The following is a 20755-nucleotide window of genomic DNA, read 5'->3' on the forward strand; positions in this document are numbered from 1 at the left end:
TCAACTATACGACGTACAAGTACGGCGTATAGGAGGAGATGTCCGTGCGGTGGTGGGCTTTGGTCGCGGTGACCTTGGGCACATTCATGACTTACTTGGACAACAACGTCGGCAACGTTGCGTTGCCGACCATTCAGCGGGAGCTCGGGCTGACGATCTCGGGCCTCGAATGGATCGTGAGCTCGTACATCCTGGTCTTCGCCGGGCTGATGCTGGTCGGCGGCCGGCTGGCGGACGTGTTCGGGGCCCGCAGGGTGTTCCTCGGCGGGCTGGCCGTCTTCACGCTGGCCTCGCTGGCGGCCGGGCTGGCCGGGTCCGGCGCGACGCTGATCGCGGCGCGGGCCGTGCAGGGCGTGGGGGCGGCGCTGCTCACGCCCACCGCGCTCACGCTGATCGGCCAGATCTTCCCCGACCCCGGCGAGCGCGGCAGGGCCGTGGGCGTCTGGAGCGCCGCGGGGGCGCTCTCCATGGCGCTCGGGCCGATCACGGGCGGCTTCATCAGCCAGAACCTGCACTGGGGCTGGATCTACCTGATCAACGTGCCGATCGGCGTGGTGACGTTCGGCCTGGCGATGTGGGCGGTCAGGCCCGCGTTCACCCGCGTGCGGCACCGGATCGACGTGCCCGGGCTGGCCACCTCCGCCCTCGCCCTGTTCGCCCTGACGTACGCGCTCATCGAGGGTGAGAGCGCCGGGTGGACCTCGCCGGAGATCCTGGCCGCGTTCGGCCTGTCCGCGGCGGCGGCCGTGGCGTTCGTGCTGGTCGAGGCGCGGGCCGCGGAGCCGATGATCGCGGTCTCGCTCTTCAGGTCCAGGGTGTTCAGCGGCGGGCTGCTCACCAGCGGCGTCTGGGCGTTCGGCGTGTTCGGGATCTACTTCTTCAGCGCCCTGTGGCTGCAGAACGTGCTCGGCTTCTCCCCCACCCAGGCGGGCGCGGCGTTCGTGCCGATGGCCCTGGTCACCGCCGTGATGGCGATCCTGTCGCAGCGGATCAGCGCGCGCATCGGCATCGGCCCGGCGGTGGCGCTGGGGATGGCGCTCATGGGCGCGGCGATCTACCTGCTCTCCGGCGTGGGCGCCGGCGCCGGCTACGCCGACGTGGCCCCCTGGTTCGTGCTGTACGGGCTGGGCGGCGGCCTGCTCGTGCCCCTGACGGCCGCGATCCTCGGCGGCATGCCCCAGGGCAGGGCGGGCGTCGCCTCGGGCGTCCTGAACGTGTCACGCGAGGTGTTCGGGCTGCTCGGCATCACCGTGCTGGGGGCGATCCTGAGCGCCAGGCAGAGCGGCAGCGACAAGGCGCCGCTGCTCGCCTTCCTGGACGCCTACCAGTTCACGCTGGTCATCGCGGCGGTCGTGGTGCTGGTGGCGGTCCCGGTCGCGCTCTACTCGCTGCAGGCCCCCCGCGAGACCACGAGGGAGGACGAGCCTCAGGCCACCGCGACCGTGGGCTCGTCGAACTGAGTGCGGTAGAGCTCCTCGTAGCGGCCGCCGTCGGCCAGCAGGTCGGCGTGCGTGCCCCGCTCGACCACCCGCCCGTCCTCGATCACCAGGATGAGGTCGGCGGCGCGGATCGTGGAGAGCCGGTGGGCGATCACCACGGCGGTCCTGCCTTCGAGCGCCTCCCCGAGCGCCGCCTGCACGGCCGCCTCGGAGGTGGAGTCGAGCGCCGCCGTGGCCTCGTCCAGGATCACCACCCTGGGCCTGGCCAGCAGCAGCCGGGCGATCGTCAGCCGCTGGCGCTCGCCGCCCGACAGGCGGTAGCCGCGCTCCCCCACGACCGTGTCGAGCCCGTCGGGCAGCGACTCGATCAGGGTGGCCAGCCGGGCCCTGGTGAGGGCGTCCCAGATGTCGTCCTCGCTCGCCTCGGGCCTGGCCAGCAGCAGGTTCGCCCTGATCGTGTCGTGGAAGAGGTGGCCGTCCTGGGTGACCATGCCGAGCGTGTCGCGCAGCGAGTCGGCGGTCAGGTCGCGCACGTCCACGCCGCCGAGCCGGACGGCGCCTGAGTCGACGTCGTACAACCTGGGCAGGAGCTGGGCGATCGTGGACTTGCCCGCGCCGGACGAGCCGACCAGCGCCACCATCTGGCCCGGCTCGGCCCGGAACGAGACGCCGTGCAGCACGTCGACGCCGCCGCGCGAGTCGAGCGTGGCGACCTCCTCCAGCGAGGCGAGCGAGACCTTGTCGGCCGAGGGGTAGGCGAAGCGGACGTCGTCGAACTCGACGGAGACCGGGCCCTCCGGCACCTCGCGGGCGCCGGGCTTCTCCTTGATGAGCGGCTCCAGGTCGAGCACCTCGAAGACGCGCTCGAAGCTGACGACCGCGCTCATGACGTCCACGCGGGCGCTGGCCAGCGCGGTCAGGGGCGCGTACAGGCGGGTGAGCAGCATGGCCATCGACACGAGCGCGCCGGGCGCGAGCTGGTCGCGCAGGGCGTAGAAGCCGCCGAGGCCGTACACGAGCGCCAGGGCCAGCGCCGAGACCAGCGTCAGCGCGGTGACGAAGGCCGACTGGGTCATGGCGGAGCGCACGCCGATGTCGCGCACCCGCCTGGCCCGGTGGGCGAACTCGGCCGATTCGTGCGCGGGCCGGCCGAACAGCTTGACCAGCGTCGCCCCGGGCGCCGAGAAGCGCTCGGTCATCTGCGTGCCCATGGCCGCGTTGTGGTCGGCCGCCTCGCGCCGCAGCCTGGCGATCCGGGTGCCCATCCGCCGGGCGGGCAGCACGAAGATCGGGAGCAGCAGGAGCGCGAGCAGCGTGATCTGCCAGGAGATGCCGATCATGGCGATGAGCGTCAGCACGAGCGTCACGATGTTGCCCGCCACGCCGGACAGGGTGTCGGTGAACGCCCGCTGCGCCCCGATCACGTCGTTGTTCAGGCGGCTGACCAGCGCGCCGGTGCGCGTCCTCATGAAGAACGCGACGGGCATCTTCTGCACGTGGTCGAAGACGGCCGTACGCAGGTCGAGGATCAGGTCCTCGCCCAGGCTCGCCGACAACCACCGGTTGAGCAGCCCGAGCCCCGCCTCCGCCAGGGCCAGGCCCGCGATCGCGAGCGACACCACCACGACCACGTCGAGCGGCTCACTGTTGAAGATGGCGTCCACGACCCGGCCCGCGAGCAGCGGGGAGCCCACCGCCAAGCCCGCCATCACCACGCTGAGCACCAGGAACAGCGCCAATCTCCGGCGGTGCGGGCGGGCGAACCCGCCGATACGCCGGAGCGTCGCCCTGGAGACAGGGCGACGCTCCTTCTGGTTGTTCATCGAATACAGCTGGTGCCAGGCGGTCATCTCCATGCTCATGGCATGGAACGGTATTGCCTCAAGTTAACTTGAGGTCAAGCGCCGATCTTCTTGCCCTGGCCGTGCCAGACCACCGCGACCGACGGGCGCGGCTGGTCGCCGTCGGGCCAGCGGCTGCTGGGGTTGTCGGGGTTGGCGCCGTCGGTCTCGCCGGGGTGCTGCACCGCGACGAAGACGCTGCGCTGGTCCGCGGTCACCAGCGGGCCGCAGGTCTCCGCGCCGAACGGGACGGTGAGGAACTGGCGCAGGTGGCCGCGCTCCTTGCCGCGTACGGGCATCACGAACATGCCGTCGTTGCTGCCGAGCTGGTTGCCGTCCGTGGAGATCCACAGGTTGCCGTCACGGTCGAACGCCACGTTGTCCGGGCACGAGATCGGCGAGACCTTGGTCTTGTCGTAGCCGGCGAAGTAGGTGGTGGGGTCGTTGGGGTCGCCGCAGACCAGCGGGAGCGACCAGGCGAACGTCTTCTCGCCCGCGTCGTCGCGCCGCTCCACGATCTCCAGGATATGGCCGTGCTTGTTCGAGGGGCGCGGGTTGGCCTCGTCCACCTGGGCCGCGGTGCGGTTGGTGTTGTTGGTGAGGGCCACGTACACGGCGCCGGTGACCGGGTTGCGTTCCATGTCCTCCGGGCGGTCCATCTTGGTCGCGCCCACCTTGTCGGCGGCCAGGCGGGTGTAGACCAGGACCTCGACGGCGGTCATGCCGTCCACGTACGACTTGTCGCCCGAGACCAGCGGGATCCACTCGCCCGAGCCGTCGAACTCGCCGTCGGAGGGCAGCTTGCCGCTCCCGTCGATCTCGGAGGCGGGGCTGTTGCCGGTGAACTTGGCCACGTACAGGGTGCCCTCGTCCAGCAGCGTCCGGTTGTGCCGGTCGAAGCCGGGGATGTAGCGGTTCTTGGAGACGAACTTGTAGATGTACTCGGAGCGCGAGTCGTCGCCCATGTACACGACCAGGCGGCCGTCGCGGGCCAGCGTGGTGTTGGCGGCCTCGTGCTTGAAGCGCCCGAGCGCGGTCCGCTTGATCGGCGTGGAGTCGGGGTCGAACGGGTCGATCTCCACGATCCAGCCGAACCGGTTGGCCTCCTGCGGGTGCTTGGCCAGGTCGAAGCGCTCCTCCACCCGGTCGAACCGGCGGCTGCCCGACGGGGTGCCGGTGGTGATGGTGTAGCGGGTGATGTACGGCTTCTGCGCCTCGGGCACCTTGTCGCCGTTGACGAAGTACTGGTCGAAGTTCTCCTCGGCGGTCAGCACGGTGCCCCAGGGGGTGGTGCCGCCCGAGCAGTTGTTCAGCATGCCGACGGGGGTGCGGCCCGCGGGGTCGGCGGCCGTCTTGAGCAGGTCGCTCCCGGCCGCGGGGCCGGAGAACTTCATCTTGGTCTGGGCGGTGATGCGGCGGTTGTAGCGGCGGCGGCCCCTGGTGACCAGCTTCCACTCGCCCGCGCCGGCCCGCTCGATCTCCACGACCGAGCCGCCGTGCGCGGCCAGCGCGATCTTGATCTGCTCCTCGGTCGCGGCGGCGCCGCCGGTGTAACCGCGGAACATCAGGGCCTCGTTGGTGTACTCGTGGTTCACCCACAGCAGGGCGCGGTCCCGGCCCATCGGCAGGAGCGTGACGTAGTCGCAGTTGTAGCCGAACTGCTTGGCCTGCGCGTCCGCGCTCTGGTTGTCGAAGTCGAAAGCCGGCGCGCCGGGCAGCACGGGGTCGCCCCAGCGCACGACCACGGACGAGCGGTAGCCATCGGGGATGGTCAGCTTGTCGTTCTTGTTCGGCGCGACCGGGGTGAAGCGGAGGTCGCCGGACTGCCCGCCCCGGGCGAGCTCGGCGGCCTGCGCCTCGGGGTCGTCGGCCATGGCCGGCACGGCCCCCGCGATCCCCGTGCCCGCCACGAGGGCGCCGAGCGCGCCGGCGCGCAGCACGCCGCGGCGCGAGAGCGCCTCCTTCACCACATCACCGAAATAAGCGTTGTCGCTGGTGTTCGCCACGTCATGCGCGCACGCGTTCCCGCAGCGGAACTGACACGTCATCGCGGAGCGGCCGCCCTTGTGCGGGGTGGAAATCAGCGGCAGCAGCCGCCCGCCCGCGTTCCGGTTCGCCACAGATCCTCCATATTTGTGCGCGGTTGTACGGCGGGGAGGCTACGGCCGCTGTCAAAACCGGAGGTGAACGATGACCTCCATCTCGATGAACGCTGCCAGGGAGACAATGGTGAGGTGCCACCACGCAAACTGGATCAAGAAAAACTGAGATCGGCGCTCGACGGCCAGCTCGTCGCCCTCGACGAGCCCTCCTACGACGGTCCCGCGTCGTCGCTGCCCGACGCGCTCGTGGCCGCCGTGCTGGCCGCCTACGACCGGGGGCTGGAGCCGGAGCGCGCCGCGGCCAGGCAGGCGGTGCGCTACCTGCTCGACCGGCTGGCGACCGCGGCGCCCGGCAGGACCGTGGAGGTGCGCGTGCCACCGTACGCCGCCGTCCAGGCCGTCGAGGGCCCCCGCCACACCCGGGGCACGCCGCCGAACGTGGTCGAGATGGACGGCCGCACCTGGATGGAGCTGGCCCTGGGCCGCCTCACCTGGGCGGAGGCGATGGCGAAGAACCTGGTGTCCGCCAGCGGGTCGCGGGCGGACCTGTCAGAGCACCTGCCGCTCCAGCCCCGCTAGCCCCGGGTGCCGCCCATCCAGGGAAACTTGTCCTGGACGCACTTGTCCACGAGCGGGCTGGGCAGGTGGGCGCACTCCTGCACCACGTGCCAGAACCAGATCGCCACGATCGCGAAGAGGACCAGCGAGAGCGCGCTGATCACGATGCCGGCGATGGCGCGGCCCTTGCCGACGCGCTTGGCGAGCGCCACGCAGCCGAAGACGATCGACAGGATGGCGGTGATCAGGCCCGTGAAGCAGACGAAGACCAGAAAGGGGCTGGCCACGCCCAGCACCAGCGAGGCCGTGGCCAGGCCGCTGCCCGGCTGGGACTGCTGGTAGGGGACGCCGTAGGGCGGCGGGCCGTAGCCGGGCGGGCCGCCGTACGGGCTGGACGGCGTGGTGCCGGGGACGGACGGCTCCTGGCCCGGTGGCGGGGCGGCGTACCCTCCCGGGTGAGGAGCGCCGCCGCCGGGCGGCCCCTGGTCCGGCGGCGGGTAGGGCCGCTGGTCGTCCTGTTCGTAGCGGGAGGGCGCCGGCCTGGCCGGCGGCTCCCCCTGGGCGCCTCCCCAGCCGGGGTACGTCGGGGTGGCCCCTGGGATCGGATACGCCTGGGTCGCCTCGGCGTCTCCCCCCGCCGGCGGGATGACCTGGGTCTCCTCGGCGTCGCCTCCCGTGGGAGGCGGGGTCTCGGGTGAGGTGGGCAGGTCGGGATGGGTCGGCTGACCGCCCGGCCTCGGCTCGTGCGTGGGCGGCACGTCGGGCGGGGGCACGACAGGCGGCACGGGAGCGATCGGCTCCTCGCCCTCCTGCGGGGGCTCCCGCCGCTCCTTCTCCGGCTCGTCGTCGCGCCACCACTCGGGCGCGGGCCGGCCGGGCTCTTCCTCTTCCGGACGGCCTTCGCCCGGGCCCTGGCCCGGGCGGGGCTCGTTCGGGTCCCCAGGTGTGGTCATGCGTCTCCCCGACGGCTCAATTGCCGGACACTTCACCCTTTCGCGGAGAGGGTCGGCTAAACCACGCGACACGGTAAAAGGGTTCCGATACTTGGGTCACCATGCGCCAAAACCGCAGGCGGCGGGCAAGATGGGGGCATGCTGGAGGAGACCCTGACGTACGCGCTGATCAAGGTCATGAAGTCGCACCGCAACCAGTTGGCCGCCGAGCTGGGCCCGCTCGGGCTGCACGCCGGGCAGGAGTTGCTGCTCAACCAGCTGTGGCGCCAGGACGGCCTCTGCCAGGGCGAGCTCATCACCAGGCTCGGCGTCGAGCCGCCCACCGTCACGAAGACCCTCCAGCGCCTGGAGCGCGCCGGGCTCGTCCGCCGCGCGCCCGACCCCGGCCGGGCGCGGGTGACCCGCGTCTACCTCACGGACGCGGGCAAGGCGCTGCAGAAGCCGGTGGAGGACATCTGGAACCGCCTGGACGAGGAGCTGCTGCGCGGGTTCGACGCCGATGAGCGCGGCCTGCTGGCCCGGCTCGTACGCGCCATCCCCCATTAGTCGTTTCACTCCCAGCGAAACTCCCTTGCGACCAGGGCATGTCTTCCAGTTAGCTGGCTAATTAGTTGGCTAATTAGGAAGGAATATCTCCATGCACGTACTGATCACGGGTGGCTCGTCGGGCATCGGCGCCGCCACCGCGCTCGCGTACGCCAGCGCCGGGGCGCGGGTCACGATCACCTACAACGCGGGCGCCGACCGGGCGGCCGGGATCGTCAAGCGGATCGAGGAGGAGGGCGGCCGGGCCGCGGCCGTCCACCTGGACCTGGAGGACCATGCGACCATCGCGCCCGCGGTCGCACAGGCGGGCGAGGTGGACGCCCTGGTGGCCAACGCCGTCCGCTGGGGCACCATCATGCCCAACAGCGTGCCTTTCGAGGGCGTGCCGGCGGCCGAGTGGTCGGCGGTCATGCACGCCAACGTGGTGGCCAACGCCCTGCTCGTGCAGGCCGTGCTGCCCGGGATGCGGCGCAAGGGGTTCGGGCGGATCGTGTTCGTCTCGTCGGGCGCGGGCGAGGAGGGGCTGCCGGGGCCGGGCGCGTACGGCACCGCCAAGATGGCACTGCACGGCATGGCCCGCGCGCTGGCCTGGGACGCGGGCAAGGACGGCATCCTGGTGAACGTGGCCGTGGCCGGGCTCACGCTGACCGAGCGGGAGCGCCCGGTCTCGCAGGAGGCGCTGGACGCCATCGCGGCCCGCACTCCCACCCGCAGGTTGTCCACCGCGGACGACCTGGCCGCGCTGATCCTCTTCCTCGGATCCGCCGCGAACCGCAACCTCACCGGAGAGATCATCCGGGACGGTTCCAATGCGGGCAGATCCAGCCACGTCGCCTGATATCGCACCCGAGTGTGCGAGCACAGAAGCGGCCAACCTAAACTGAGGCATGTGCTGAAGGGCGACGGCCGGCTCGGCCATGACCTGGACCTCGATGACCGCGCTCCTAAAGACGCCTGTGGCGTCTTCGGCGTCTGGGCTCCAGGCGAGGAAGTTTCCAAACTCACCTACTACGGGCTGTACGCGTTGCAGCACCGCGGGCAGGAGTCCGCGGGCATCGCGGTCAGCGAGGGCAGCCGCATCCTCGTCTACAAGGACATGGGCCTGGTCGCCCAGGTCTTCGACGAGTCGGTGCTCAGCACCCTGCGCGGCCACCTGGCCATCGGACACTGCCGCTACTCCACCACCGGATCGAGCGTGTGGGAGAACGCGCAGCCCACGCTGAGCTCCACCGACGTCGGCGGCCTCGCGCTCGCCCACAACGGCAACCTGATCAACACCCCGGAGCTGGCCGAACGCCTGGCTCCGGGCTCCACCCGCGCGACGACCGACACCGAGGTCCTGACCACGCTGCTCGCGCAGGACCGCACGCGTTCCATCGAGGACTCGGCGGCGGAGCTGCTCCCGCAGGTCAAGGGCGCCTACTCGCTGGTGTTCATGGACGAGAAGACGCTTTACGCGGCCCGCGACCCGCAGGGCATCCGCCCGCTGGTCCTGGGCCGGCTGGAGCGCGGCTGGGTGGTGGCCTCCGAGACGGCCGCGCTCGACATCGTGGGCGCGACGTTCGTCCGCGAGATCGAGCCGGGCGAGCTGCTGACCATCGACGAGCGCGGCGTCAGGTCGCGCCGCTTCGCGCTGGCCGAGCCCAAGGGCTGCCTCTTCGAGTACGTCTACCTCGCCCGCCCCGACACCACCATCGCCGGGCGCGGCGTCCAGGTCACCAGGGTCGAGGTGGGCCGCGTGCTGGCCCGCGAGCACCCCGTGGAGGCCGACCTGGTCATCCCCACGCCCGAGTCCGGCACCCCGGCGGCCGTCGGCTACGCCGAGGAGAGCGGGATCCCTTACGGGCAGGGCCTGGTCAAGAACTCCTACGTGGGCCGCACGTTCATCCAGCCCTCGCAGACCATCCGCCAGCTCGGCATCCGGCTGAAGCTCAACCCGCTGCGCGAGGTGGTCGAGGGCAAGCGGCTGGTGGTCGTGGACGACTCGATCGTGCGCGGCAACACCCAGCGGGCCATCGTCCGGATGCTGCGCGAGGCCGGGGCCAAGGAGGTGCACGTCCGCATCTCCTCGCCGCCCGTGGCCTGGCCGTGCTTCTACGGCATCGACTTCGCCACCAGGGCCGAGCTGATCGCCGGATCGCTGTCGGTCGAGGAGATCCGCGCCTCGCTCGGCGCCGACTCGCTCGGCTACATCTCCCTGGAGGGCCTGACCAAGGCCACCACCATTCCCGCGGAGCGCCTGTGCAGGGCCTGCTTCGACGGCTCCTACCCGATCCCCATCGACCAGGACAACGTGGGCAAGTTCGTGTTGGAGAGCAAAGCGTGAGCGAGCGTAGCGAGCGAACCAATAGACACAGCAGTACTGTGCTCACGCTGCCGACGAAGGAGGCTGCGTGAGTACGTACGAGGCCGCCGGGGTCGACATCGAGGCGGGCGAGCGGGCCGTCGACCTGATGAAGAGCAAGGTGGCGCGCTCGCGCCGGCCCGAGGTGGTCGACGACGCCAGCGGGTTCGCCGGGCTGTTCGACGCCTCGGCCCTGCTGCGTTACGAGCGGCCGCTGCTCGCCACCTCCACCGACGGGGTGGGCACCAAGGTCATGATCGCCCAGCGCTACGGCAAGCACGACACCATCGGCATCGACCTGGTCGGCATGGTCCTCGACGACCTGGTGGTGTGCGGGGCCGAGCCGCTGTTCATGACCGACTACATCGCCTGCGGGAAGGTGGTGCCCGAGCGCGTCGCCGAGATCGTCGGCGGCGTGGCCGAGGGCTGCCGCCTGGCCGGGGCCGCGCTGGTGGGCGGCGAGACGGCCGAGCACCCCGGAGCCATGGGGCCGGACGAGTACGACCTGGCGGGCGCCGGGACGGGCGTCGTCGAGGCCGCCGCCATGCTGGGGCCCTCCCGGGTCGTGGCGGGCGACGTGGTGCTGGGGCTGGCCTCCTCCGGGATCCACTCCAACGGCTACTCCCTGGTACGCCACGTGCTCCGCGAGGCCGGCCTCTCGCTCGACGCCGTCCTGCCCGAGCTGGGGCGCCCGCTGGGCGAGGAGCTGCTGGAGCCGACCCGGATCTACTCCCTCGACTGCCTGGAGCTGGCCAGGACCGTCGACGTGCACGCCTACGCGCACATCACCGGCGGCGGCGTCGAGGGCAACCTGTCACGGTCGCTGCCGGGCCATCTCGACGCCCTGCTGGATCGCTCCTCCTGGACGCCGCCGGCCGTTTTCGGGGTGCTCGCCGGGCACGGGCGGATCGCCCAGAAGGACCTGGACCGCACGTTCAACCTCGGGGTCGGGATGGCGGCCATCGTGGCCGCCGACTCCGCCGACGAGGCCGTCAGGGTGCTGGGGGCACGCGGGCTGCCCGCCTGGGTGCTCGGGGAAGTGGTCGCGGGCGAGGGCCGCGCCCGCTACCGGTAGCCGTTCCTCAGATCCCCAGCTTGGCGGCGATGCCGTCGAGGACGTAATCCAGGCCGGTCTCGAACCGCCAGAGCACGTCGTCCTTGCGGGTGGCCGCCATCAGGTAGCCCTCGAAGGCGGGGTAGCGCCCGGTCTGGATGTGCCAGGTCATCTGCGGGGCGAGCTCACTGCGCAGCTCGCCCCCATCGGCCCAGCCCCGCTCGTCCATGAAGCTCCGCACGGCGATCTCGTACGCCATGGCGCCGTTGGCGTAGGCGTCCACGGCGCGGAACACGCTCATCGTCGTGTCGGGGTCGAGGCCCGATCCGGCCAGGGCCGACAGGGAGCGCTCGGTGACGGCCATGCGGCGCGGGGTGAGCGCGAGCATGGCCTGCGGGGACAGCTGGGCCAGCCACGGGTGCCGCAGGGTCATCTCGCGGGTGCCGTGCCCCAGGGCGCGCATCGTCTCGCGCCAGCCGAGGCCCTCGGGCAGCCGCAGCTCCTCGTAGACGTGGTCGACCATCAGCTCCAGCAGCTCGTCCTTGCCTGAGACGTACCGGTAGGGCGCCATGGGCGCGACGCCCAGCTCGGTGGCCAGGCGGCGCATGGTGACCGCGTCCAGGCCCTCGGCGTCGGCGATCCCGACCGCGGCCGTGGCGATGCGCTGCGGCGTGAGCGTCTGCCGCGGGGCGGGGGCCGGGCGTTCCAGGCGCGCCCAGAGCGGTTCGCGCGGTTTGTCTTTTTCGACGGCCATGCGGCTCCCCTTCCGGTGTCCGATACAGCGTATCTCAAGTAGACAACGTACACCCTCGTGTGTACGTTGTATCTGCCAGATACGGCGTACACATTTGGAGTCCCCCATGAACGACAGCCCGCTCAAGGTCGCGGTCATCCTCGGCAGCACCCGCGACGGCCGCCTCGGCACGGTCGTGAGCAACTGGATCGTCGGCCTGCTCGACCAGCGCGGCGACATGGAAGCCGACCTCATCGACCTGGTCGAGACGCCGCTGCCGACCATCTTCCCGGTCCTCGGCGAGCCCCCGGCCTCCCAGGAGGCCAGGGACCTGCTCGCCGCGGTGTCACCGCGGATGGCGGCGGCCGACGCCTTCGTCATCGTCACGCCGGAGTACAACCACAGCTTCCCGGCCGCGCTGAAGAACGCCATCGACTGGCACGGCCCTGAGTGGCACGCCAAGCCGGTCGCCTTCGTCTCCTACGGCGCCTTCTCCGCCGGGTTGCGCGCGGTCGAGCAGTTGCGCCTGGTCCTGGCCGAGCTGCACGCGGTCACCATCCGCGACGGGGTCGGCTTCCAGCGTGTCTGGGAGCAGTTCGACGGTGAGGGCAGGACGCTCGACCCGGCCGTCGAGCCCGCCGCCAAGGTGATGCTGGATCGGCTCGCCTGGTGGGCGCACGCCCTGCGCGAGGCCAAGGCCGTCCGGCCGTACGCGGCGTGACGCGCCATGACCCGATCTCTTCACGTCGGCGTGTTCGGCCTGCTGCTCGGCATGTTCCTGGCCATGCTGGACGGCCTGATCGTGGGCACCGCGCTGCCCACGATCGCGGGCGACCTCGGCGGCCTGGACCGCCTGCCCTGGGTGGTGACCGCGTACATGCTCGCCGCCGCGGCCACCACCCCGATCTGGGGCAAGGTCGGCGACCTGTTCGGCCGCAAGGCGACCTTCGTCAGCGCGATCGCGCTCTTCCTGGCCGGTTCGGGGCTGGCCGGGCTGTCGCAGGACATGGGCCAGCTCATCGCCTTCCGCGCCGTTCAGGGGCTCGGCGCGGGCGGGCTCATGGTCGGGGCGCTGGCCATCATCGGCGTGCTCGTGCCGCCCCGCGAGAGCGGCCGGCTGCAGTCGATGATCGGCGTCATCATGCCGATCGCGTACGTCGGCGGGCCGCTCCTCGGCGGCCTGCTCACCGACTACCTGAGCTGGCGCTGGACCTTCTACGTCAACCTGCCCGTCGGCGCCGTGGCGCTGCTGATCATCTCCACCCGCGTCCACCTCCCGCCCGCCGAACGCGTCAGGCCCCGCATCGACTACGGCGGCGCGGCCCTGCTCACCACCGCCATCGTGGCCCTGACCCTGCTGGCCGGCTGGGCGGGCACCGCGTACGCCTGGACCTCGCCCCAGGTCCTCGCCCTGGGCGCGCTGTCCGTGCTCGCCCTGGCCGGGTTCGTCGCCGTCGAACGCCGGGCCGCCGAACCGGTCATCCCGCCCCGGCTGTTCGCCGACCGCGGCTTCACCCTGGCCCAGGTCCTCAGCTTCCTCGTGGGCGCCGCCATGGTCAGCGTGACCAACTACCTGCCCCAGTACATGCAGTTCGTCCAGGGCGCCTCGCCGGCGGCGGCCGGCATGCTGCTGCTGCCGCTGATGTTCGGCATGCTCGCCGCGCAACTGGTCACCGGCCGGCTCATCAGCCGCGACGGCCGCTACCGCCGCTACCCGATCCTCGGCGGCGCGCTCATGACCGCCGGGTCCCTGGCCCTGCTCCTGCTGGACGCCTCCACCCCCGCACCGGCCGCCTCGGCGCTCACGCTCCTCATCGGGACGGGGATCGGCCTGGTGATGCAGAGCACGACGCTCATCACGATCAACGGCGCCGACCCGCGCGACATGGGCGCCGCCAGCGGCACCGTCACCCTGCTGCGCACCGTCGGCGGATCCCTGGGCATCGCCGTGCTCGGCACCCTTTACGCGGCCCGGATGCGCACCGACCTGACCGTTCGCCTCGGCCCCGAACAGGCCGGACGGCTGGAGCGGAGCGGCGAGCTGACACCCGGCTCACTGCCCCGCCTGCCCGCCCCCGTGGCCGACGCCGTCCGCGAGGCCGTCACCAGCGGCCTGCACGCCCTCCTCCTCGGCGCCGCAGCCCTCGCGGTGGTCTCGTTCGCGCTCGCCTGGCTCATCCGCGAGGTCCCCCTCCGCACCGGAACCGCCTCCCGGCCCGGCTCCGAACCGGCGCCCCTGCCCCGGAAGGCCTGAGCCGAAGCTCCCGCGCGGTGGTCCTCCCGTCGCCTGTCGCGCCTCCTGGGGCCGCGGCGGACAAAAATCGCTCGTAACGTGATGAGGCGGCTTTATAGGGTGCCTGGGTGCCTTCTCAACGCGCCCTGCTGCCGCGGTCGACCCCGGCCGAGTCGGGGATGTCGTCCCGCGCGATCGCCGCGCTGCTGGACCGGCTCGAAGCGCAATCCGTCGAGTGTCACTCCATCATGGTCGTACGCCACGGTCACGTCGTCGCCGAAGGCTGGTGGGCGCCGTACTCGGCCGAACGCCCGCACCTCCTCTACTCGCTGACCAAGTCGTTCACCTCGGTCGCCGTGGGGCTCGTGATCGCCGACGGGCTGCTCTCGCTGGACGATCGGGTGGTGGACGTGCTGCCCGACCACGTTCCGGCCGACATCTCGGAGCAGGCACGCCGCCTCACCGTTCACCATCTGCTGTCCATGACGACCGGACACCGTGCGGACAGCCTCGCCGAGGCCTGGCGGCTGGAACCCGGCGACCTGGTGAAGGGCTTCCTGCGCGTACCGTTTCCCGAGGTCGAGGGGACACGGCACGCCTACGACAACCCGAACACCTTCATCCTGGCCCGGATGATGGAACGGGTCACGGGCCGCGGCCTGCCGGAACTGCTCGACGAGCGCCTCTTCAAGCCGATGGGCGTCGACCATGCCGAATGGGACCGGGTGGCGAGCGGCGCCGCCTTCGGATTCCACGGGCTGCACCTCACGACCGAGGCCATCGCCGCCTTCGGCGAACTGCTGCTGCGCGGGGGCCTTTGGGGTGACCGGCGGCTCGTCCCGCGCGAATGGGTGGAGCTCGCGACCAGCCGGCACATCGACACCCTGCCGCTCGAGGACGGGTCGGGGGACGTCGACTTCCTTTGCGGCTACGGTTACCAGTTCTGGATGACGCGTCATGGTTACCATGGTTTTGGCTCCTTCGGCCAGCAATGCGTGGTCGTCCCGTCGCACGATCTCGTGGTCGCCATGACCGGCGGCGACACACGGACACAGGCGACGCTCGACGCGATCTGGGAGTGCCTGCTGCCCGGCATGGACCACGCGGGAAGCACCCGGGACGACGAGATCCTCGCCGAGCGGCTGCGGCGGCTGTCATTCGCGCCGGTGCCGGGTTCGGCCGGCCCTGAGCGTTCCGTCAAGGCGAGGCTCGACGCCTCCGCCGAGGATTCGGCTCTGCCCGACGGAACCGAGGTGATCGTCGATCCCGTGGACGGCGGAGGATGGCTCCTGCGATTCGGGTCGTTCCTCGACGTCGAGGCCGGCCACGGCGAATGGCGGGAAAGCTCACCGCTCGGCCGCCCTGTCGTCGCGGCCGGCGCCTGGCAGGGCAGCACGTTCGTCGCCGAGCTCTACGTCATCACCACGCCGCACCGGGTTCGGCTGGTGGTCGACGCCGACGCGGGGACAGCGGTGGCGACGTGGAGCACCGTGCCCCTGACCGGCCCGAGTCTGGTGTTGCACTTGCGGTCGCCGCTGATGACACGGCCCGACGTCGCGTAGGTGCCGGCCACGGGAGGGTGTGCGATCCGGGTGAGTCTCACCTGCCGCCCGCCGGATCGGTCATGGACAGCGCAACCGGGAAGGCGGTGCCGGTGAGCTCCTCGGAGATCCGCCAGATGCGGCCGGCGTCGTCCTCGCTGCGAAGCCGGGAGTAGACGGGCTGTTCGGCGGGCGCGCCGGACAGGTTCCTGAAACCGCGGGGACCGTAGAGGCGACCGCCGCGCGCGTCCGGGGAGGTGGCGGCGAACAGGGCAGGCAGCACCGCCGTCTCGACCGTGCCGAGGAGGACGCCACTGCGGGAGAGAGCGCGGATGACGCGCACGCCGACCGTGTCCTTTGCCCGGCCCATCTCGGGGTGTGCGGCCAGCAGATTGGTGGGGGCGACGCCGGGGTGGGAAATGTTGCTGGTGATCCCCCAGCCGGCCGCCTGGCTGCGCCGATGCAACTCGAGCCCGAACAGGCCGAACGCGATCTTGGACTGGCTGTATGCGCGGCGGGCATGGTAGGACCGTTCCCAGTTCAGGTCGTCCCAGTTGATGGCGTTCTCATTCGCGGCGATGCTGATCTGCGAGGTCACGCGGGCGCGTCCCGCGCGCAGCAGGGGCAGCAGGTGGGAGACGAGGGCGAAGTGACCGAGGTGGTTGCTGCCGAACTGCAGCTCGAACCCTTCTGCGGTGGTCCGCCGGTCCGGTGGGGTCATCACGCCGGCGTTGTTGACGAGAATGTGGATCGGGCGGTTCTCCCCGCGCAGGGTGGCGCCCAGCGCGGCGACCGAGCCCAGCGACGACAGGTCGAGTTCCCGTAGGGACACGGCGGCGTCCGGGTACTGCTGCTTGATCTTCGCGACCGCCGCTTCGCCCTTCCGACGGTTGCGGACGGGCATGACGACCTCGGCGGCAGCGGCGGCGAGGCGGGTCGCCAGGCCCAGTCCGACGCCGTCGCTGGCGCCTGTGACCACGGCGAGCTTCCCGGAGAGGTCTGGAACCGTGATGTCCGGTGGTGTGGTGGTGCGTGCCATATTGCTGCTCCTCACTTCTCTTGATCGATCCGCACCTGCGCTGGAGGGACGCCGGAGGCGCGCTTCCTGGCGTCAAGCCCGTCGGCAACGCGATCCCAGGCTGCACCTGACCCGCGGGGATATCCACGGCCTCTCAATCCCAGGCTGTCCGGACCGGGCCGGCCGCGAAGGGGGGATCGACAGGCCGAGGCTGCGGTCAGGCGCCGGTGATAGAACCAAACAGAACTGGCAATCAGGGAGGAAGCAGCCATGATCGATCGGGCCGGGCTCGCCGAGTTCCTGCGTCGCCGCCGCGAGTCACTTCAACCTGAAGACGTCGGGCTCCCGCGCGGGCAGCGACGCAGAACCGCCGGTTTGCGCCGCGAAGAGGTCGCCGCGCTCTGCCACATCTCCGCCGACTACTACAGCCGGCTGGAGCGGGAGCGCGGACCCCACCCCTCCGAGCAGATGATCGCCTCGATCGCGCAGGGTCTGCATCTGTCCCTCGACGAACGCGACCACCTGTTCCGCCTCGCCGGGCACCACCCACCCACGAGGGGCGCCACCAGCGAACACATCAGCCCCGGCCTGCTGCGCATCCTCGACCGGCTCACCGACACCCCCGCCGAAATCGTCACCGAGCTCGGCGAGACACTGCGGCAGACCCCGCTCGGCGTCGCACTCACCGGCGACCTCACCCGATACACCGGCCCAGCCCGCAGTATCGGCTACCGGTGGTTCACCGACCCGGCCGTCCGGACCCTGTACCACCCCGACGACCACGCGCTGCACTCCCGCGTCTTCGCCTCCGGACTCCGCAGCTTGGTCACCCTGCGCGGCCCCGGATCAAGGGCGGCGCACCTCCAACAACTCCTGCTCGACCGCAGCGAAGAATTCCGCGCCGTCTGGGACGAGCACGAGATCGGCATCCGATACAACCACGTCAAACGTTTCCTACACCCTGAGCTCGGCGAGCTGGAACTCACCTGCCAAGCACTTCTCGACCCCGACCAGTCACACTCCCTTCTCGTTTACACCGCCATCCCCGGCAGCGAAAGCTACGAGAAACTGCAGCTCCTCTCCGTCATCGGAAGCCAGCAGCTGATTTCGCACGCGCTGCCGAATGTGTGAAGACCGGGACCTGGTCTGTTCCGTGTCACGAAGTCGGCCGGCAACCGGATAGCGCCGTCCGGCTCGCTAGCCGTGGTTCTCGATCGCGAGATGGCCGGGAAGCGGGTCGAGACCGGCCAGGAATTCCTGGGCGCGCCGGGCGAAGAGGTGGGTTTCGTGCTCGGCCGACCAGTCGCGGGCGGCTTCGCCCGCGGCCCTGACCACGTGGACGGGTTCGCCGCGGGCCTGGAGCAGGCGGGCCCGGAGCAGCCGGACCAGGCCCTCCGCGTAGCGCTGGCCGTGGGCCTCCAGGGCCCGGTCCGCCCGGTCGAGCGCGTTCTCGGCCCGGTCCGGCAGACCGGCGGCCAGCCACATCTCGGCGAGCAGCGCGAGGTGGAACACGATGCCGAAGCGCGCCGGGGCGGTCAGTGTCGCGGACAGGAACTGCTCGGCCTCCGCCGCGATCCCAGCCGGGTCGTCGCCGGTGAGGGCGCGCGCCCAGTACCAGTCCAGCCGGACATAGTGCTCCTGCTGGATGGCGAGGCGGCCGGTTCCCGCGGCGGTCCACCGGTCGACCACCCGCAGCACCCAGGCGGCGTCACCGGCCATGGACGCGATCATGGTCATGTAGTAGGCCCACGTCGCCGCCGCGTGCTCGTCGGCCGGTCCGTTCCATCTGTCGATCATGGCGGCGGCCGCCTCGACGTCTCCGTGCAGCGCGGTCACGACGGCCTGCCAGCCCGGCCACTCGTCCGAGATGTCGCGCCGGATCGGGTTGTCGCCCCGCTCGGGGGAGGCCACCTCCTCACGGATGGCGCGCTCGTTGTCGGTGAAGGATCGGTAGGCGTCGCCGATGTCGCCGATGTCCCATTGGTGCAGGCCCAGGGCCTGCCGCCCGTACACCTGGACGACGGGGTCGCAGGACGCCTTTCCCTGCTCGGACAGCCGGCGGACCAGGTCTCCCCGGTTCCATTCCAGGAAGGTGTAGGGCCCGAAGAGGCGGGCGAAGAGGAGTCCGGCGGCCTCGGCGTCCCGGCCGAGCCGGCGGGCCAGCTGTTCCGCCCGCTCTATGTGGTCGAACGTCGTGGGGCCGTATCCCGGCTTCCGTCGCGGGTGGATGGCGAGCAGAGAGAGGGCCGACAGTTCCAGCTCGGGGAGTCCGGCCGTCCGGGCGATCCGGGCGGCCTCCTTCAGGTGCCGGTCGGCCGCTGGGAAGGCGAGTTTGGCCATCGCGCGCCGGCCGGCACGTTTCATCGCCTCCGCCGTGCGGACCGGGTCGGCGAGCGGGCCCGCCGCTCTCAAGTGGTAGGCGAGCCGTTCGGTGACGGCCTCGTCATCGGCGTCGATCTCTTCGAGTGCGTCCGCGATGCGCAGGTGCAGCCGGATGGCCTGCAGTCCCGCTGTGGTCTCCGTGACCGATTCGCGGACCAGGTCGTGAGAGAAGCGCAGGGCGAACAGGTCCTCCGGCCCCGTTTCGAGCAGGCCCAGCGCGCGCAGCGGTTCGAGGCGTTCGAGGCAGTCTGCGAAGTCGACACCGGCGGCACGGGCGAGCAGGCGAAGATCCACGTCACGCCCGATCAGCGCAGCGACCCGCAGCAGATCGCGAACGCTGTCGTCAAGGCCCGCCATCCGATCCCGAACGACGTCCCGCACGGTGGACGGCACCCCCGCCCGCGCCGAGGCGTCACCGTCACCGAGCGCGCCGCGGTCGCTGAGAAGCCGCGACAACTCGCAGACGAAAAAAAGGATTGCCGGCAGTGCGAACATGGATGTTACGGGCGATGTCCGCACCGGGTTCGTGGCCGGTCTCACGGCGGATGAGCTCGGCCACATCGGCCAGGCTGAGCGGACCGAGCTGGATCCTGCGGTGGCCGGGCAGCCGGCTGGCGGCGGCCAGAACCCGCGAAAGGTCAGGGCCGGGCGTGGGCGCGCGATCGCGAAGAGCGCCGATGATCGCGGCACCGGCGGGCAGCCGTGCCACCAGGTGACCGAGCAACTGCAGCGAGGTGGCGTCGATCCATTGAAGATCGTCCATGACGAGCAGCATCGGCCGTTCCGCCGAAGCCTGACCGATGAAGGTGACGACCTGCTCGAACAGGCGGAACTGGGAACGGCCCCCGGAAACCGGCGGCCCGGCGTCGTCGTCTCGAGGTTCGAGGAGGCGGCCGAGCTCGCCGGCCAGCCACTTCTCACGCGCCGACGCGGGCAGGCTGTCCAGGACAACGGTGAGCGCCTGCTCCCACGGCCACATCGACGGAGTTCCGTCGCCCTCCAGACAGGAAGCCCAGACGACGAGCGCGCCACGCCGGTCCGCGACGGCGGCGACCTCCTCCAGCAGGCGCGTCTTGCCCGCGCCCGGCTCACCTTCGACGATGGCCAGCCCGGTGCGGCCGGCGAGCGCCGCGTCGACGGCCTGCCGCAGCACGCCGAGTTCCTCGCCCCGGCCGACCAGACCGGCCTCCTGCCTCGCCGGCGCGCGCTCCCCCGCACTTCGCGTGACCGTCACCACCGGCGCCGGCGGGGTCTGCGTCAGCACCCGCAGGTGCGCGTCCCGCAGCGCCGGGCCGGGGTCGATGCCGAGCTCCTCGGCGAGGCGGTCACGGATCGCGTGGAAGGCCGACAGCGCCTCCGCCTGCCGTCCAGCGGCGCCGAGAGCGGCGACGAGCCCGGCGTGCACGGGTTCGTGGAACGGCGCCATCGACGCGGCCAGCTGCAACGGCGGGATCACCCGCTCCGGCCGGCGTAACGACACGGCCAGGCCGGCCGCCGCCGCGCAGGCGGCGTGGAACTCGTCGTCGAGGGTGGCCAGGATCGACATCGCGGCCGATCCGAAGGACAGTCCGTCCCCCGCGGGGCCACGCCAGAGGCCGAGCGCTTTGACGTAGTGCTCGAGCGCCACTTCGCGATCCTGCCGGGCGAGGGCGCTCTGGGCGGCTTGGAGGAGTTCGCGGAAGGTGACGAGGTCCAGCGTGCCGGGGCCGGCGCTGAACACGTACGCGTTACCGCGAAGGTGCAGGTAGCTACCGGCCGCCCGGGCGGGGACCGCGGGTTCAAGCACCCGCCGCAACGCCCCGACGTACTTCTGGATGACGTTCAGCGCGCTGGCGGGGACGTTGTCGGCCCAGATCAGGTCGATCAATTCCCTCGTACTGACCGGATGGCCCACCCGCGCCAGGAGCAGGGCCAACAGCTGCGCCTGCTGCCGAGGGCCGGCGTCCTGCTCGGCTCCATCGCGCCAGACACGCAGCGGGCCGAGGATCTGCAGGCGCACCGAACCGGCGTC

17 protein-coding genes are annotated in these 20755 nt (G+C 71.3%); 10 read left to right on the top strand and 7 right to left on the bottom strand.

What is annotated here, in order from left to right:
* Positions 1-38: 38 nt before the first annotated feature.
* The gene (locus H4W80_RS31510) at positions 39-1460 is read left to right on the top strand and encodes a DHA2 family efflux MFS transporter permease subunit (RefSeq protein ID WP_192788403.1); all 1422 of its coding nucleotides are present in this window, start codon (positions 39-41) and stop codon (positions 1458-1460) included.
* Here the strand turns inward: H4W80_RS31510 and H4W80_RS31515 are convergent.
* Together H4W80_RS31515 and H4W80_RS31520 are read right to left on the bottom strand one after the other, a co-directional pair.
* A complete protein-coding gene (locus H4W80_RS31515) occupies positions 1427-3301 on the bottom strand; it encodes an ABC transporter ATP-binding protein (protein ID WP_192788404.1) in 1875 nt (624 codons plus the stop codon). The two genes, H4W80_RS31510 and H4W80_RS31515, sit on opposite strands and share 34 nt — an antisense overlap.
* Positions 3302-3336: 35 nt before the next feature.
* Positions 3337-5400 (bottom strand): PhoX family protein, encoded by a 2064-nt coding sequence (locus tag H4W80_RS31520; RefSeq protein ID WP_318787152.1) that lies wholly within the window; start codon positions 5398-5400, stop codon positions 3337-3339.
* A gap of 114 nt (positions 5401-5514) precedes the next feature.
* On the opposite strand from H4W80_RS31520, the gene H4W80_RS31525 reads away from it, so the two are divergent.
* Entirely contained in the window at positions 5515-5961 is a 447-nt protein-coding gene (locus H4W80_RS31525) for a sterol carrier family protein (RefSeq protein ID WP_192788405.1), read from the top strand.
* Here H4W80_RS31525 and H4W80_RS31530 read toward each other — a convergent pair.
* A complete protein-coding gene (locus tag H4W80_RS31530; RefSeq protein WP_192788406.1) occupies positions 5958-6893 on the bottom strand; it encodes a DUF4190 domain-containing protein in 936 nt (311 codons plus the stop codon). The genes H4W80_RS31525 and H4W80_RS31530 overlap by 4 nt on opposite strands.
* A 138-nt stretch (positions 6894-7031) precedes the next feature.
* Here H4W80_RS31530 and H4W80_RS31535 point away from each other — a divergent pair, with 138 nt between their 5' ends.
* From H4W80_RS31535 to purM, 4 genes are all read left to right on the top strand, one after another.
* Entirely contained in the window at positions 7032-7439 is a 408-nt protein-coding gene (locus H4W80_RS31535) for a MarR family winged helix-turn-helix transcriptional regulator (RefSeq protein WP_192788407.1), read from the top strand.
* A 91-nt stretch (positions 7440-7530) separates the two neighbouring features.
* Complete coding sequence (locus H4W80_RS31540; protein WP_192788408.1) at positions 7531-8277, top strand: SDR family NAD(P)-dependent oxidoreductase; 747 nt, start codon at positions 7531-7533, stop codon at positions 8275-8277.
* 51 nt (positions 8278-8328) lie between these two features.
* Positions 8329-9765 (top strand): amidophosphoribosyltransferase, encoded by a 1437-nt coding sequence (gene purF, locus H4W80_RS31545; protein WP_192788409.1) that lies wholly within the window; start codon positions 8329-8331, stop codon positions 9763-9765.
* A 67-nt stretch (positions 9766-9832) separates the two neighbouring features.
* A complete protein-coding gene (gene purM, locus H4W80_RS31550) occupies positions 9833-10858 on the top strand; it encodes a phosphoribosylformylglycinamidine cyclo-ligase (protein ID WP_192788410.1) in 1026 nt (341 codons plus the stop codon).
* A 7-nt stretch (positions 10859-10865) separates the two neighbouring features.
* Here the strand turns inward: purM and H4W80_RS31555 are convergent, their stop codons facing one another.
* Complete coding sequence (locus H4W80_RS31555; RefSeq protein ID WP_192788411.1) at positions 10866-11591, bottom strand: TetR/AcrR family transcriptional regulator C-terminal domain-containing protein; 726 nt, start codon at positions 11589-11591, stop codon at positions 10866-10868.
* A 106-nt stretch (positions 11592-11697) separates the two neighbouring features.
* On the opposite strand from H4W80_RS31555, the gene H4W80_RS31560 reads away from it, so the two are divergent.
* The 3 genes from H4W80_RS31560 (at position 11698) to H4W80_RS31570 (ending at position 15365) form a co-directional block, all read left to right on the top strand.
* Complete coding sequence (locus H4W80_RS31560) at positions 11698-12291, top strand: NADPH-dependent FMN reductase (RefSeq protein ID WP_192788412.1); 594 nt, start codon at positions 11698-11700, stop codon at positions 12289-12291.
* Positions 12292-12297: 6 nt separating this feature from the next.
* The gene (locus H4W80_RS31565; RefSeq protein WP_192788413.1) at positions 12298-13824 is read left to right on the top strand and encodes an MDR family MFS transporter; all 1527 of its coding nucleotides are present in this window, start codon (positions 12298-12300) and stop codon (positions 13822-13824) included.
* Positions 13825-13931: 107 nt separating this feature from the next.
* Positions 13932-15365: a serine hydrolase domain-containing protein gene (locus tag H4W80_RS31570; protein ID WP_318787153.1), complete on the top strand. Its 1434-nt coding sequence runs from the start codon at positions 13932-13934 to the stop codon at positions 15363-15365.
* Positions 15366-15402: 37 nt separating this feature from the next.
* Here H4W80_RS31570 and H4W80_RS31575 read toward each other — a convergent pair whose 3' ends face one another.
* Positions 15403-16383 carry an SDR family oxidoreductase gene (locus H4W80_RS31575; protein ID WP_192788414.1) on the bottom strand — a complete coding sequence of 327 codons (981 nt, stop codon included), beginning with the start codon at positions 16381-16383 and terminating at the stop codon, positions 15403-15405.
* Positions 16384-16632: 249 nt separating this feature from the next.
* Between H4W80_RS31575 and H4W80_RS31580 the strand changes: the two genes are divergently transcribed.
* Complete coding sequence (locus tag H4W80_RS31580) at positions 16633-17493, top strand: helix-turn-helix transcriptional regulator (RefSeq protein ID WP_192788415.1); 861 nt, start codon at positions 16633-16635, stop codon at positions 17491-17493.
* Between the two features lie 66 nt (positions 17494-17559).
* Here H4W80_RS31580 and H4W80_RS61270 read toward each other — a convergent pair whose 3' ends face one another.
* Together H4W80_RS61270 and H4W80_RS61275 are read right to left on the bottom strand one after the other, a co-directional pair.
* On the bottom strand, positions 17560-19200 hold the full coding sequence (locus H4W80_RS61270; RefSeq protein ID WP_225963770.1) for an ATP-binding protein: 1641 nt from the start codon (positions 19198-19200) through the stop codon (positions 17560-17562).
* Positions 19163-20743: an ATP-binding protein gene (locus H4W80_RS61275; protein ID WP_318787154.1), complete on the bottom strand. Its 1581-nt coding sequence runs from the start codon at positions 20741-20743 to the stop codon at positions 19163-19165. Before H4W80_RS61275 ends, H4W80_RS61270 begins: the two co-directional genes overlap by 38 nt.
* Positions 20744-20755 lie beyond the last annotated feature (12 nt).

Source organism: Nonomuraea angiospora (assembly GCF_014873145.1).
Classification (GTDB): Bacteria; Actinomycetota; Actinomycetes; order Streptosporangiales; family Streptosporangiaceae; genus Nonomuraea; species Nonomuraea angiospora.

Excerpts from the sequence above, each read along its gene's own strand:
- H4W80_RS31510 (WP_192788403.1), top strand. The coding sequence starts at position 39 with ATGTCCGTGCGGTGGTGGGCTTTGGTCGCGGTGACCTTGGGCACATTC.
- H4W80_RS31515 (WP_192788404.1), bottom strand. The coding sequence starts at position 3,301 with ATGAGCATGGAGATGACCGCCTGGCACCAGCTGTATTCGATGAACAAC.
- H4W80_RS31530 (WP_192788406.1), bottom strand. The coding sequence starts at position 6,893 with ATGACCACACCTGGGGACCCGAACGAGCCCCGCCCGGGCCAGGGCCCG.
- H4W80_RS31535 (WP_192788407.1), top strand. The coding sequence starts at position 7,032 with ATGCTGGAGGAGACCCTGACGTACGCGCTGATCAAGGTCATGAAGTCG.
- H4W80_RS31540 (WP_192788408.1), top strand. The coding sequence starts at position 7,531 with ATGCACGTACTGATCACGGGTGGCTCGTCGGGCATCGGCGCCGCCACC.
- H4W80_RS31555 (WP_192788411.1), bottom strand. The coding sequence starts at position 11,591 with ATGGCCGTCGAAAAAGACAAACCGCGCGAACCGCTCTGGGCGCGCCTG.
- H4W80_RS31560 (WP_192788412.1), top strand. The coding sequence starts at position 11,698 with ATGAACGACAGCCCGCTCAAGGTCGCGGTCATCCTCGGCAGCACCCGC.
- H4W80_RS31565 (WP_192788413.1), top strand. The coding sequence starts at position 12,298 with ATGACCCGATCTCTTCACGTCGGCGTGTTCGGCCTGCTGCTCGGCATG.
- H4W80_RS31575 (WP_192788414.1), bottom strand. The coding sequence starts at position 16,383 with ATGGCACGCACCACCACACCACCGGACATCACGGTTCCAGACCTCTCC.
- H4W80_RS31580 (WP_192788415.1), top strand. The coding sequence starts at position 16,633 with ATGATCGATCGGGCCGGGCTCGCCGAGTTCCTGCGTCGCCGCCGCGAG.